The sequence below is a fragment of the Streptomyces sp. NPDC001617 genome (genome assembly GCF_053596855.1).
This window is the reverse complement of sequence record NZ_JBSFHA010000011.1, coordinates 110,621-123,320: the sequence shown is the minus strand read 5'-3', so window position 1 is coordinate 123,320 and position 12,700 is coordinate 110,621. Positions and strand designations below refer to the sequence as shown.

Genomic DNA, 12,700 nt, shown 5'->3' with positions numbered 1-12,700 from the left:
GGTCCCTGCCATGTGCCTCACGCCCACCCCTGCCGGCCGCCACTGGGACGGCAGCCCCAGCGTCACCCGACACTCCCGCCCCCTGCGGGTGACCGCCACCAGCCCCAGCCGCCTGCTGCGCGCCGGCCAGCACAGCCGTTGCCGCCGCTGCGGCAACCGCATCGACCTCTACCCGCGCACCGACCAGCGGCCCATCGCCCTGCACCCCGCCGAACTGACCGCCGCCCAGGTCCCCGAATCGTGCCGCTGGCACCTGAGCGGCGGCATCGCCCACCCGCACGGCGACGGCAGCGCCTGGTGCCGCATCCCGCACGCCGTGCTCTGCCCGCGCCGCACGCCCACCTGCCGGCCCCACCCCTGCCTCGAGACGGTCCGCCGCCAACTCGCCGTCCGCACCCGCCGTCTGATCGACACCGGCGCCTTCACCCCCGCCCTGCGCACCAGCGGCAGCGCACCCGGTGCCGACACCGACGCACCGGACCACCCCATCGTGCAGATGCTGCTGTGCCGTTACCTTGCCGAGTGTCCCGTCGAGCGCCTGCGCTGCGTGGCTCAGACCCGCCACCGCCACCGCTGCACGAATCCGGTCCTTGCCCCCACCGGCCCTGCCGGGACCTGGAGACTGCTGCCCACCGACCCCCAGCGAGGCCAACTCGCCCTGCCCAACCCTCTGATGGCCGTCTACGACCTAGGCCACCTCCCCTGCGGCGAGCAACTGCGCTGGCGCACCCAACACTGCCCCGCACATGCCGCCACCCGCGGCGTCGCCGACCTCGCCCTGACCGGATGGCAGCCCTTCGACCCCCTCCTGCACGCGGCGCACATCCACACCTGCCTGCCCCACCCCCCGGCCCGCCGGCACGGCAGGAGGTGACGATGCCGCATCACGCCCTGGAAATCGTGCTCACCCGGCCCCTGTCCCTGGCGGCCCTGCTCCGCGCCGCCCGCGTGCTGCCGCTCGCCGCCAACCACGACGCCACCCGTCTGATGGCCCTCGTACCTGCCAAGACCCCCCACCGGGCGGCCCGCCGACTGCGCCACCGGCTCGGCGCCCGCCTGCCGATCGACGTGATCACCACGCATTACCCGGACGCAGACCACAAAGTGCTGCTCAATGTCGCATTCCCACCCGCCACGCACGCTGTCCTCGAGGCCGCTGCCCGCCGCACCCAGCAGACCCCGGAGCGCTTCGTGGAACTGGCCCTGCACCGGGCCCTGGCGGAGCACGCCGACCAGGAGACCGACCGCCTCGACCGGGCGGTACGCGAGCTGCTGGCCCACAGCACCCCCGCCTACCTGCTGGCCTCAGTGGGGCACGTACTCACCCGGCTCCCCGAGAGGCCCACCCCATGAACCCGACCGACGAACAGACGGCAGCCGCCGACGCCTTCCGCGCCGGCGACCACATCGCCCTGCAGGCCGGTGCCGGCACCGGGAAGACCACCACCCTCACCTTCCTGGCCCGCACAACCGACCACCGCGGCTGCTACATCGCCTACAACCGGGCCATCGCCCAGGACGCGCGCGCCCGCTTCCCGACCACCGTGCAGTGCAAGACCGCCCACGCCCTCGCCTACGCAGCCGTCGGCCACCGCTACACCCGCCGCCTGAACGCACCTCGTCGTCCGGCCTGGCAGACCGGACAGGCCCTCGGCATCACCAAAGCCCTCCGCATCGGCGACCGCGAGATCACCCAAAAAGCCCTCTCCAACGCCACCCTGCGCACCGTCACCCGCTTCTGCCACACCCCCGACGAAGCCGTCACCCCCCACCACGTGCCCCATCTGCGCGGCCTGGAAGAACCCGACCTCCACGCACAACTCGCCGCCCACATCGTGCCGTTCGCCCGCAAAGCCTGGGCCGACCTGCAGCACCCCGACGACGGCGCCGTCCGCTTCGACCACGACCACTACCTAAAGATCTGGGCCCTCACTCAGCCCCGCATCGACGCCGGCTTCCTGCTACTCGACGAGGCCCAGGACACCAACCCCGTCGTCGAACAGATCTTCCTCGCCCAGCGCGAACACGCCCAGCTCGTCATGGTCGGCGACTCCGCCCAGGCCATCTACCAGTGGCGCGGAGCCAAAGACATCATGACCAGCTTCGACGGCACCCAACTGGCCCTGTCCCAGTCCTTCCGCTTCGGCCCCGACCTCGCCCACGAGGCCAACCGCTGGCTGCACCTGGCCGACGCCCCGATCCGGCTCACCGGCGCCCATACCATTCCCACCGAACTCGGCCCCGTAACCCAGCCCGACGCCGTGCTGTGCCGCACCAACGTCGGTGCCATGGCCCAGGTCATGACTCTCATGGCCGCCGGATACCGGGTTGCCCTCGCTGGGGGAGGCGACAGCCTGCAAGCCCTGGCCCTAGCCGCCCGCGACCTGAAAGAAGGCCGCCGCACTCACCACCCCGAATTGATCCTCTTTCCCTGCTGGAGCGACCTGCAGGACTACGCCGCGCACGACCCAGCCGGACGCGACCTGCAGCCCCTGGTCAACCTCGTCGACACCCACGGCACCGACGCCATCCTCACCGCCGTCGCCCACCTCGCCCCCGAACCGCACGCCCAGGTCACCGTTTCCACCGCCCACAAAGCTAAAGGGCGCGAATGGCCGTGTGTGCTGATCGCCGACGACTTCGCCCGCCCCCAGGACGACCCCACCGACGATCACACGGGCATCCCGGCACCGCCCGACCCCATCGATGACGCCGAAGCCCGCCTGGCCTACGTCGCCGTCACCCGCACCCGCCAGCGCCTGGACCTCGGCGGCCTGTCCTGGATCCATGACCATCCGGACGGACATCACGACTCTTCAGGAACGCCACAGACTTGCCGCCCGCAAGGGGCCGGGCATTGCACTCGGCCGGGCGGTAGTCGGACCTCTCATGAGCGTCTCTAACGGTGCCTCTCGGGCACCCGGTGGCACCACCCCAGGTCATCCGTCCGACAGGGGGGAACAGCCATGCCGGGCCCGGAGGCCGGCGGTTCCGTTGCAGGACCGCGGAAAGCATAGCGGGGGGCCGGTCGGGCGATCAGTCTTCTGGGATGCCGGCGCCGCTGAGGGCGGGGACGGTCGTCTCGGGGTGGGCGAGGGAGCGGGCCCCGAGGCGGAACTGGTCGAGCTTGTCGATGATGGTCTGGCCGACGGGCGTGTGGCCCCAGATGCTGATGCCCTGGTGGGTGGTGGGCTGCCAGGTGGTCTCGTCGATGACGATGGGGTTCCAGCCGACCTCCCACTCGAAGCCCGAGGGGGTGCGGGCGTAGTAGGAGAGTTCCTTGTCGTTGGTGTGCTGGCCGATGGACAGGGCCATGTCGAAGCCGAGTTCGTGCACCCGCTGGTAGCTGCGGGCCACGTCGTCGAGGGTGGCGGCCTGGATGTTGAGGTGCTGGACGCGGGTGCGGACCGGATCGATCGGCAGGCCGCGGACGGCGGCGATGGCGATGGAGTGGTGGCGTTCGTTGACCCGCAGGAAGCGGATCTTGAGTTTGACGCCGCTGATGGTCTCGTCGATGGAGTCGGTCAGCCGGGCGTCGAAGACGGTGTTGAAGTAGCCCCGCAGCTGAGCCGGCTTGGTGGACGTGATCGCGATGTGGCCCATCCCCGAGTCGCCGGTGATGAACCCGGAGGCGAGCATCCGTAGCGGCTCGGCGGACTTCACCGCGGTGGTGTAGATCTCCTGGGTGATGCCCTTGGGGCCGGGGAACCGCAGCAGGCGCTCGACGCCCCGCAGAGCAGCCTCCTCCGCAGTGCCTTCGACGAGGGGTACGCCGTGGGCGCGGATGCGGGCCTCGATCTGCTCGAAGGTCGAGTGGTCGTCGAGGTGCCAGCCGGTGACGACGACGTCCTCGGCCGGGCCGCGCCGGAGCAGGAAGCGGCATTCCTGGTCGTCGAGGCGGAACCGCATCAGGCCGGCGTCGAGGTCGTCGCGGTGCATGCCGATGGCGTCGGTGCCGAAGCGGCGCCAGTCGGCGAATCGGTTGGTTTCGATGACGAGGTAGCCGAGGTGGACGGCACCGAAGACCGAGGCCGTGGGATTCATCGGCGGCCCGCCAGGAAGTCGGCGCACAGCCGGTTGAAGAGTACGGCGCGTTCGAACTGGACCCAGTGACCGGTGTTGGCGACCTCGTACAGATCGCAGTTGGGCATCCGCTCGGCCAGCATCCGGCCGCCGCTGGACCGGTTCACCTGGTCGGCGGCGCCCCACAGCACCAGAGTCGGTACGTGCAGCCGGGACAGCCGGGCGTCGCGGGTGAAGTCCATCTTCCACAAGGCGCGCAGCGACTTGGGGCGCCTCAGCGGCGGAGCCGCGACGACCTCTGGGTCGATGCTGTCGCGATAGCGCGCGTCGACGACACTGTCCGGCACGTCGGCGGCGTTGAAGACAAGGTAGTTGCGGATGAACTTTTCCAGCTTCGGCCGGGAAGGGCCGTCCCCGGAGTAGTAGTTGAGCAGGCTGTTGAGGCCCGGGGTGGGCAGTGCGCGGGTGGTGCCGATGCCACCGGGGCCCATCAGGACCATGCGGTCGACGCGGTCGGGGGTGTCCAGGGCGAGGCGCAGGGCGCAGGCACCACCGTAGGAGTTGCCGACCATGTGGGCCTTGTCCAGGCCGAGTGCGTCGAGCAGGCCGCGGATGGCGTCGGCGAGGCTTCCGAAGGGGTCGGTGAGGTCGATGCCCTTGGTGCTGCGGCCGTAGCCGGGCAGGTCGGGGACGATGACCCGGTACTCCTTGGCCAACTCGGCAATGTTGCGCTGGTAGTTGGAGACTCCGGAGGCGCCGGGTCCGCCGCCGTGCAGCAGCAGTACGGGCGGGCCGCCCCCGGTCTCCGCGACGAAGATCTTCTTCCCGGCGACGTCGAGCAGGGACTCCCGCATCGACGGCAGTTCGGTGTGCGTAGTCATAACAGTCCTTACAGAGCGATCGAGGCGGTCGCGCGCGACGCCGGAGCGAAACCGGCGGGAGGCGGCGGGAGTGGGGCGCCGGTGAGCGCGGCGGCGTAGACGTAGGCGTCCGGGCGCAGTGCGAGGGTGGCCACGCGGTGCTCGGCCATCCAGGGCAGCAGGACGCCTTCCCGGTCGACGACCGTGCCCTCGGCCGGCTCGGAGCCGACGGGCGTGACGGTGAGCGTGGGAACACCGAGGCGGTCCCACGCGGGCCGGGGCACAGGGTGCCCGCGGTGCAGGAGCAGCCAGCGGCCGCCGAGTACGTCGTCCAGCCGTACGCGTTCACCGTCGGGGCCGGTCACCCAGGGCTGCGGGATCTGGTGGCCGGACGCCTTGGTACGGGGGCGGACCTGGAGGCCGGCGGCGTAGTGGGCGATGGGTATCCAGTGGGAGTCCTGGAGCCAGTTGCCGAAGCCCGGTATGCGGCTGAGGCCGCGCAATGCGGTGTTCCGGATGCGGGTTATCGGGAGGCGCCGTTCGGTGATGATCCGCCCGACGAACACCGCCCGCCTGGTGATCTCCTTGACGTGCGGCTTGCGTTCGACCTCGTAACTGTCCAGCGCAGTCTCGGGCAGCTCGCCGCGCAGCACGGCGGCCAGCTTCCAGCACAGGTTGGCCGCGTCCCGTACACCGGCAGCCATGCCCTGGCCGATCCACGGCGGCATCGCGTGGGCGGCGTCGCCGGCGAGGAAGACCCTGCCCATACGGAAGCGGGCGGCGAAGCGCACGTGGTGGTTGTAGACGGTGGCCCGCAGGATCTTGATCTGGTCCCGGCTGATGCCGTACCGCGACACCATCGCGTAGATCGCGTCATCTGTGGTCAGGTACTGCTCGTCGTCGCCGGGGAGGATGGGGAACTCCCAGCGGTGATGACCGAGCGGGGTCGGGCAGTCCACGGCAGGCCGCGAGGGGTCGCAGCGGAAGCGCAGCCGGTCGTGGTCCGGCCACGGCTTGAGCATCTCGGTGTCGATGACGACCCAGCGGTCCTCGTAAGTGCGGCCCTCGTAGCCGATGTTGAGCTGCGCCCGGGTGAGGCTGGAGCCGCCGTCGGCCGCGATCACGTACGAGGCGCGAAGGCGGTGCACGGAGTCGTCGGAGGTGCCGACCACCGTCAGCTCCACGCCCGCCTCGTCTGCGCACTGGCGCAGCCGCAGACACTCGTGTCGCAGCAGCACCTCCACGTTCGGGTAGCGGGCTACCCCGTCGCGCAGGACCTGCTCCAGCGTCGGCTGGTAGATGAACATCTGCGGCGGGTGTCCGTGTCCGCGCGGGGTGGGGTGCGCGCTGAGGAATGGCCGGCCGCGCGCGTCGACGAAGTCCAGGGGCCGCTCGGCCAGCATGTCCTGCTTCAGTCGGTCGGCCAGACCGGTGCGCTGCCAGATCCGTAGGACCTCCTCGTCGGTCGAGATCGCGCGGGCGCGGGTGTATATCTCGGCGTCGCGTTCGACGACGACGACCCGTAGGCCCATCGCCCCCAGCAGGTTCGCGGCGGTGACGCCGGTGGGGCCGTAGCCGATCACCGCCACGTCGTAGGTCATGTCTGCGGCTCTGAACTCGCTCACCGGGCACCTCGCTGTCGTCCCTGTCGCGGTGTGTTGCGATCACATTGCTGTAGTGTTTACTCCAGTTGGAACGAACGCTACGGTAAGGTGGGTGGAGAACGGGGTCAAGTGCCAGCACGACAGGAAGAGCACATCCGATGAGCAGGCCGCAGACGACGCGCAAGAAGCGGGCGAACGGGGTGGAGTCACGGCAGCGCATCCTCGACGCCACGGTGGAGATCGCGGGCGAGCGCGGTTACGAGGGCACGTCCATCGCGGCGGTCAGCGCCAAGTGCGGGCTGCCTGCGAGCTCGATCTACTGGCACTTCAAGGACAAGGACGACCTGATCGCCGCCGTCATCGAGCGCAGCTTCGAGACCTGGCTGGCAGCCGTCGAGCTGCCCGGCGAAGAGACGGGCACACCGCTGGAGCGGGTTACCGCCATGGCGACGAACGTGGCCAAGTCACTGGTCGACGCGCCGGACTTCCTGCGCCTCGGCCTGATGCTCGCTCTGGAGCGGCGGCCCACCGAGCCCCGGGGCCGGACGGTGTTCCTCCAGGTCCGTGAGATCGCCACCCAGAAGATCACCGAGGTGGCCGGGACCGTGTTCCCGGATCTCGACGAGGACGCCGTGCGCACGCTCACCACCTACGCCGTCGCCGGCGCCGACGGTCTGTTCGTGCACCGGGAGATCCACGGCGACGCCGTCGACCTGGTGGCGATGTTCGAACTGCATGCACAGCTGGTCTGTGACGCGGCCGGCCGCATGGCATCGAGGAGCAAGGGATGACCCTGACCGCACCACAGCGTGAGACAGCCCGTCGGCTACTGCGTGAGGCGGAGCATCACGTGGCGCCGATCGACCCGCTGTCGGCCCTGCTGCCCGGCCTTGAGCTGGCAGACGCCTATGCCGTCCAGCAGGGCAACGTCGCCCGGCGCCTGGCCGACGGAGCGAGCGTCGTCGGACACAAGGTCGGGCTGACCGCGACGGCAATGCAGCGGCTCCTCGGCGTGGACGAGCCGGACTTCGGTCACCTGCTGGACGACATGGTCCACCGCGACGGCGGCAGCGTGCTCGCGGCGCGCTACTGTCGGCCGCGCATCGAACCGGAGATCTGCTTCCGCCTCGCCGAGCCCCTGTGCGGACCGGGCGTCACCGTCGAGGACGTCCTGGGCGCCACCGACGCGGTCGCGCCCGCGCTGGAGATCGTCGACAGCCGGATCCGCGACTGGGAGATCACCCTGGTCGACACGGTCGCCGACAACGCCAGCTCCGCCGGCCTGGTCTGCGGCCCCTGGACACCCCTTGCCGAGGTCCCCGATCTCGCTGCCGTCCTCGTGGACCTGCTCGTCGACGGCGAGCGCGTCGCCTCGGGCAGTGGGAAGGAAGTGCTGGGCCATCCGGCGGCCGCGGTCGCCTGGCTGGCCAACACCCTCGCCGGCTTCGGCGTCGTCCTGGAGCCTGGACAGGTGGTGCTGCCCGGCGCAATGACCACCGCCCCCTTCGTCAGCGCCGGTCAGAAGATCGAGGCACGCTTCAGCAGCCTCGGCCCGGTGTCGGTGACCTTCGCCTGAGGTACTGCCCGCCCTAACCACATTCACTCGAGGACTCCTTCATGCCTGCTGCCCCCGCCCCGTGGCCGGTCGCCGTCATCGGCTCCGGCAACATCGGCACCGACTTGATGATCAAGATCCTGCGTGGCTCCGGCACGCTCACGATGGGAGCGATGGTCGGCATCGACCCCACCTCCGACGGCCTTGCCCGCGCCCGCCGTCTGGGCATCGCCACCACCGCCGACGGCGTGGACGGACTCCTGGCACTGCCCGAGTTCGCCGACATCAAGCTGGTCTTCGACGCCACCTCCGCCACCGCCCACCAGGCGAACTGGGCCAGGCTGGAGCCCACCGGCGTCCGCATCCTCGACCTCACGCCGGCCGCCGTCGGGCCGTACTGCGTGCCCGTGGTCAACCTCGACACCCACCTCGACGCCCCGAACCTCAACATGGTCACCTGCGGCGGCCAGGCCACCGTCCCGATCGCCGCCGCGGTCGCGCAGGTCGCCCCCGTCGCCTACGCCGAGATCGTCTCCTCCATAGCCGCCCGGTCGGCCGGACCGGGCACCCGCGCCAATATCGACGAGTTCACCGAGACCACCTCCCGCGCCCTGCGCGAGGTCGCCGGCGCGCAGCGCAGCAAGGCCGTGATCGTCCTCAACCCGGCCGAGCCGCCGCTGCTGATGCGCAACACCGTGTACTGCCTCATCGAGGGCGACTGCGACCACGCCGCCATCGAGACCAGCATCGTGGCCATGGCCGAGAAGGTGCACGCCTACGTGCCCGGCTACCGGCTCAAGCAGAAGGTCCAGTTCGACATGTACGGCCCGGAAAACCCCCTGCACATCCCGCACACGGGCAAGTTCACCGGCACCAAGGTGACGGTGATGCTCGAAGTCACCGGCGCCGCCGACTACCTGCCCGCATACGCCGGAAACCTCGACATCATGACCTCCGCGGCCGTCGCCGCCGCAGAGCGCATCGCCCAGCACGCCCAGTACGCGCAGACCCCCGCGGGAGCCGCCCGATGAGCCGCCTCTACATCAGCGACGTCACCCTGCGGGACGGCATGCACGCCATCCGCCACCAGTACACGGTCGACCAGGCGGTCACCATAGCCACCGCCCTGGACGCGGCCGGCGTGGACTCCATCGAGGTCGCGCACGGCGACGGCCTGGCCGGCTCCTCCTGCGTGTACGGCTTCGGCGCCCACACCGACCTGGAATGGATCGAGGCCGTCGCCGACGCCGTCACCCACGCCCAGGTCGCCACGCTCCTCCTGCCCGGCATCGGCAGCGTCCACGACCTGCGTGACGCCCACCGCGCAGGAGCCTCCGTCGTCCGCGTGGCCACGCATTGCACCGAGGCCGACATCTCCGCCCAGCACATCGCGGCCGCACGGGAGTTGGGCATGGACACCGTCGGCTTCCTGATGATGAGCCACATGACCGACCCGGCACACCTCGCACGTCAGGCGAAGCTCATGGAGAGTTATGGTGCCACCTGCGTCTACGTCGTCGACTCCGGCGGCGCCCTGACCATGCACGGGGTCGCCGAACGCGTCGACGCCTTGCGCCAGACCCTCGATGCGGTCACCGAGACCGGCATCCACGCCCACCACAACCTCTCCCTCGGCGTGGCCAACTCCCTCACCGCCGTCGAACACGGCGCTCACCGCGTCGACGCCAGCCTCGCGGGCATGGGCGCCGGAGCCGGCAACGCCCCGCTCGAGGTGTTCATCGCCGCCGCCGACAAATTCGGACACGCCCACGGCTGCGACCTGTTCGCCCTGCAGGACGCAGCCGACGACCTCGTACGACCGCTGCAGGACCGCCCTGTCCAGGTTGACCGCGAAACCCTCACCCTCGGCTACGCCGGCGTGTACTCCAGCTTCCTGCGCCACGCCGAGACCACCTCTGCCCGCTACGGCATCGACGCGCGTGCCCTGCTCCTCGAGGTCGGACGGCGCGGCATGGTCGGCGGCCAGGAAGACATGCTCACCGACGTGGCGCTCGACCTGCTCACCGCCCAGAAGGCCCAGGAGGACGCCTCATGACCGGAGCAGCGGCCCGGGTCGATGTCCACCAGCACATCGTCCGGCCAGGAGCCCAGTGCGTTCCGGTCCATACCGTGGCCACCTCGCCCAGCGCGGTGTGGCAGCCCCGGTCCGGCCGGGACCCGTGGGACCGGTCGGAGAACTGCGAGATCTTCAGCGCAAGAAGGGGACTTCAAGTCCACCATCTGCGGAAACTTGCCGACCTCAACAGGCCCGGTCGGCCAGATCGGCCGCCATGGATGACCCAGATGGCATCACGGCGACGCAAGACCCTGGTGGTCTGCTCAGCCTGCCACCACAACATCCATGCGGGACCGGGCTCAGCTCTTCCCCAGAGATAATCACTGGAGAGCCGTGTGCGGTCAAAGCCGCCTGCACGCTTCGGGGGGCGACGGAAAAGGACCCGATCCACGGGCACCTCGCCGACGGCCTACCTCACCCTCAACACTAACTTACAGTCCCGTGCTGGGAGAACGATCAGGCTCCTCGTCGGATCGCTGGGCTTCATATCGGTTACGGTGTTGCTGTTATGGCTGTTTGAGGAGGTGGGACGTTCCGTGGCAGAACCTGTTCCTGCGCGGGCGGGCGCTGCGTCGGCTCGGCGTTCTCCTGGGCGGCCGCCGGTGCCGTTGGAGCGCATCGTCGCTTCAGCACTGCGGATCGTGGACGAGGACGGATCCGACGCTCTGTCGATGCGGACGCTGGCTCAGCGTCTGGGCTCGGGCACGGCGACGCTGTATCGGCACTTCGACAACCGGGCGGCCCTGATCGCTCATGTCGTGGACCGCATGTTCGGCGTCGTGGAGCTGAACGGCGACGAGCTCCTCGCGATGGGCTGGGAGCGGGCGCTGCGGACGGTCGCGCACACCATGTTCGACGCCTTGGCCCGGCACCGGAACGCGGCGCGCTTGATGGTCGAGCAGATTCCGCTGGGGCCGAACGCCATGGCGCTGCGGGAGAGCTGTGTCGCGGTGTTGCTCGACAGTGGTTTCCCGCCGCGAGTTGCCGCGTACGCGTACGCGACTCTGGCCCGCTACGTCCTTGGGTTCGCCGTACAGGTCAACGGGCATGGCGGCGGCGCAGGACGACCCGACGACACACAGACGGAGGCCGCCTTTCGGAGCGTGGATCCGGACCTGTTCCCGGCCACCGTCGCCGTTGCCGGGGTGATGCCGGTTCCGATCGAGGACGAGTTCTCATTCGGCCTCGACCTGCTTCTCAGCGGGCTTGCCCGCCTGCGCGATGAGGTCTGACCGAGCGACGTGATCACTCGGACGAGTTCTGGAAACGGACCGCTCCTTCGGGCAGATCGCGCTCCGCGGTCAGTGGTAGCTCCACGGAGGTGAGCATGTCCCGGTAATGTTCCGCCAGTTGGGAAGGGAGCTTTCTGCTGAAAACCACCAAGTCCCGGAAGTAGCCGGACCCGATCCGCCGTGCATGGTGCGACCAGCGCAGCGGTACCGCGTTCTCCGGTGCCACCGTCACCCCGATCCCTTCGACCGCGAACAGAAGCGCGGCCGACACCGGGCCCGTGCGCGCCACGGCACGCGGAGTGAACCCGAAGTGGCTCGCCAGGCGGTCCACCACTTCGCTCATGCGGGGACGGTTCGAAGATCCCGACTTGGACCGGCTCGTCACCGACATCGACCATGCGCGCGTGGCCATCACGATCCCTCCCAAAGGCATCAGCGGCCGCCACCTCGACGAAGGGTGCAGCGGCACCTGCTGCGCGTCGGGCTGGACCAATGGCGAGATCGCCGCATGGCTGTCCATCGCTCCGACCACCGTGAAGTCGCACGTGAGCCACACCCTCGCCAAGATCGGAGTCCGGGCCCGCGTCCAAGCGGTGACGTTCGCCTACGAGTCCGGGCGGGTCCGGCCAGCCGCCTGACGAGCGCGGTGCCGTGTCACCCTCAGGAGGGGGCCGCCGTCCCCGTCGCGAGCAGGCCGTTGACCACTAGGGTCGCCAACGACTCCGCCGTTGCCATGAGTTGCTCCGGCGAGGCGGATTCCGGTCTGCCGAGGCGCCTCGCCAGCGGGGTGTCGAGCATGCCCGAGACGGGCGGGACGACGGCGAAGAACAGCACGTCCATCGGGACGGGTGCCATACGCCCGGCGGCCACGAGCCGCTCGATGCTGGGGGTCATGAGCCGCAGGGTCGGAGTGAAGTAGTGCTCGTACAGGTAGTCAAGCCGCTCGGTGTCCTGGGCGAACTCGACGACGACGACCCGTCCGATCAGGGGGGTGTCCACGGCGGACCGGTAGAAGCCGGTGATGACTCGCCGCAGGTACTCGGCGTCGTCGACCGATGTGTCCACCTGAGGCATGCTCGCCAGCTGCGCCCCCAGGGCGGTGTCCATCACCGCCCGCCAGAACGCGGCCTTGGACCCGTACCGGTCGTTGATGAAGTTATGGCTCACGCCCAGGCGGCGGGCCAACTCGCGCGCGGAGGCGCGGTCGTACCCGAGCTCCGCGAAGGCCTCCAAGCCGCGCAGCAGGATGCTCTCCTCGTCGGGTACCGCGGGAGTGTCCGCGCCGGGGCGGCCCGGGCGTCGAGTGGATTCGGCTCTTACGCCCACCCCTGCCTCCGATTCCTTCTGTG

General features: G+C 69.9%; 14 protein-coding genes and 1 pseudogene. 10 read left to right on the top strand and 5 right to left on the bottom strand.

Annotated features, from left to right (window positions below; genetic code table 11):
* Positions 1-10: 10 nt before the first annotated feature.
* Genes ACWC09_RS11665 through ACWC09_RS11655 form a run of 3 tightly spaced genes read left to right on the top strand, consistent with a single transcriptional unit; the run spans position 11 to position 2,903 of the window.
* The gene (locus ACWC09_RS11665) at positions 11-874 is read left to right on the top strand and encodes a DUF6083 domain-containing protein (protein WP_232032765.1); all 864 of its coding nucleotides are present in this window, start codon (positions 11-13) and stop codon (positions 872-874) included.
* A gap of 2 nt (positions 875-876) precedes the next feature.
* Complete coding sequence (locus tag ACWC09_RS11660; RefSeq protein WP_232032766.1) at positions 877-1,353, top strand: hypothetical protein; 477 nt, start codon at positions 877-879, stop codon at positions 1,351-1,353.
* On the top strand, positions 1,350-2,903 hold the full coding sequence (locus ACWC09_RS11655; protein WP_450850328.1) for a UvrD-helicase domain-containing protein: 1,554 nt from the start codon (positions 1,350-1,352) through the stop codon (positions 2,901-2,903). Before ACWC09_RS11660 ends, ACWC09_RS11655 begins: the two co-directional genes overlap by 4 nt.
* A gap of 133 nt (positions 2,904-3,036) precedes the next feature.
* Here the strand turns inward: ACWC09_RS11655 and ACWC09_RS11650 are convergent, their stop codons facing one another.
* Genes ACWC09_RS11650 through ACWC09_RS11640 form a run of 3 tightly spaced genes read right to left on the bottom strand, consistent with a single transcriptional unit; the run spans position 3,037 to position 6,484 of the window.
* On the bottom strand, positions 3,037-4,044 hold the full coding sequence (locus tag ACWC09_RS11650; RefSeq protein WP_387137018.1) for a VOC family protein: 1,008 nt from the start codon (positions 4,042-4,044) through the stop codon (positions 3,037-3,039).
* A complete protein-coding gene (locus ACWC09_RS11645) occupies positions 4,041-4,904 on the bottom strand; it encodes an alpha/beta fold hydrolase (RefSeq protein ID WP_450850327.1) in 864 nt (287 codons plus the stop codon). The genes ACWC09_RS11650 and ACWC09_RS11645 overlap by 4 nt, the downstream gene beginning before the upstream one ends.
* 8 nt (positions 4,905-4,912) lie before the next feature.
* A complete protein-coding gene (locus ACWC09_RS11640) occupies positions 4,913-6,484 on the bottom strand; it encodes a bifunctional 3-(3-hydroxy-phenyl)propionate/3-hydroxycinnamic acid hydroxylase (protein WP_450850365.1) in 1,572 nt (523 codons plus the stop codon).
* A 161-nt stretch (positions 6,485-6,645) separates the two neighbouring features.
* Between ACWC09_RS11640 and ACWC09_RS11635 the strand changes: the two genes are divergently transcribed.
* The 6 genes from ACWC09_RS11635 (at position 6,646) to ACWC09_RS11610 (ending at position 11,351) form a co-directional block, all read left to right on the top strand.
* Positions 6,646-7,278, top strand: a complete 633-nt coding sequence (locus ACWC09_RS11635) for a TetR/AcrR family transcriptional regulator (RefSeq protein ID WP_450850326.1) — start codon at positions 6,646-6,648, stop codon at positions 7,276-7,278.
* Positions 7,275-8,063: a 2-keto-4-pentenoate hydratase gene (locus ACWC09_RS11630; RefSeq protein ID WP_450850325.1), complete on the top strand. Its 789-nt coding sequence runs from the start codon at positions 7,275-7,277 to the stop codon at positions 8,061-8,063. Before ACWC09_RS11635 ends, ACWC09_RS11630 begins: the two co-directional genes overlap by 4 nt.
* 41 nt (positions 8,064-8,104) lie before the next feature.
* Entirely contained in the window at positions 8,105-9,073 is a 969-nt protein-coding gene (locus ACWC09_RS11625) for an acetaldehyde dehydrogenase (acetylating) (RefSeq protein WP_450850324.1), read from the top strand.
* Positions 9,070-10,098 (top strand): 4-hydroxy-2-oxovalerate aldolase, encoded by a 1,029-nt coding sequence (gene dmpG / locus ACWC09_RS11620; RefSeq protein WP_450850323.1) that lies wholly within the window; start codon positions 9,070-9,072, stop codon positions 10,096-10,098. The genes ACWC09_RS11625 and dmpG overlap by 4 nt, the downstream gene beginning before the upstream one ends.
* Positions 10,095-10,439: an HNH endonuclease gene (locus ACWC09_RS11615; protein ID WP_450850322.1), complete on the top strand. Its 345-nt coding sequence runs from the start codon at positions 10,095-10,097 to the stop codon at positions 10,437-10,439. The genes dmpG and ACWC09_RS11615 overlap by 4 nt, the downstream gene beginning before the upstream one ends.
* Positions 10,440-10,721: 282 nt before the next feature.
* Positions 10,722-11,351: a TetR/AcrR family transcriptional regulator gene (locus tag ACWC09_RS11610; RefSeq protein WP_450850364.1), complete on the top strand. Its 630-nt coding sequence runs from the start codon at positions 10,722-10,724 to the stop codon at positions 11,349-11,351.
* A gap of 13 nt (positions 11,352-11,364) precedes the next feature.
* Here ACWC09_RS11610 and ACWC09_RS11605 read toward each other — a convergent pair whose 3' ends face one another.
* Positions 11,365-11,694 (bottom strand): hypothetical protein, encoded by a 330-nt coding sequence (locus tag ACWC09_RS11605; protein WP_450850321.1) that lies wholly within the window; start codon positions 11,692-11,694, stop codon positions 11,365-11,367.
* A 130-nt stretch (positions 11,695-11,824) separates the two neighbouring features.
* Between ACWC09_RS11605 and ACWC09_RS11600 the strand changes: the two are divergent.
* Positions 11,825-11,989 (top strand): annotated as a pseudogene (locus ACWC09_RS11600) (response regulator transcription factor); the annotation flags it as partial.
* A gap of 22 nt (positions 11,990-12,011) precedes the next feature.
* Here ACWC09_RS11600 and ACWC09_RS11595 read toward each other — a convergent pair.
* Positions 12,012-12,677: a TetR/AcrR family transcriptional regulator gene (locus ACWC09_RS11595; protein ID WP_450850320.1), complete on the bottom strand. Its 666-nt coding sequence runs from the start codon at positions 12,675-12,677 to the stop codon at positions 12,012-12,014.
* Positions 12,678-12,700: the final 23 nt, after the last annotated feature.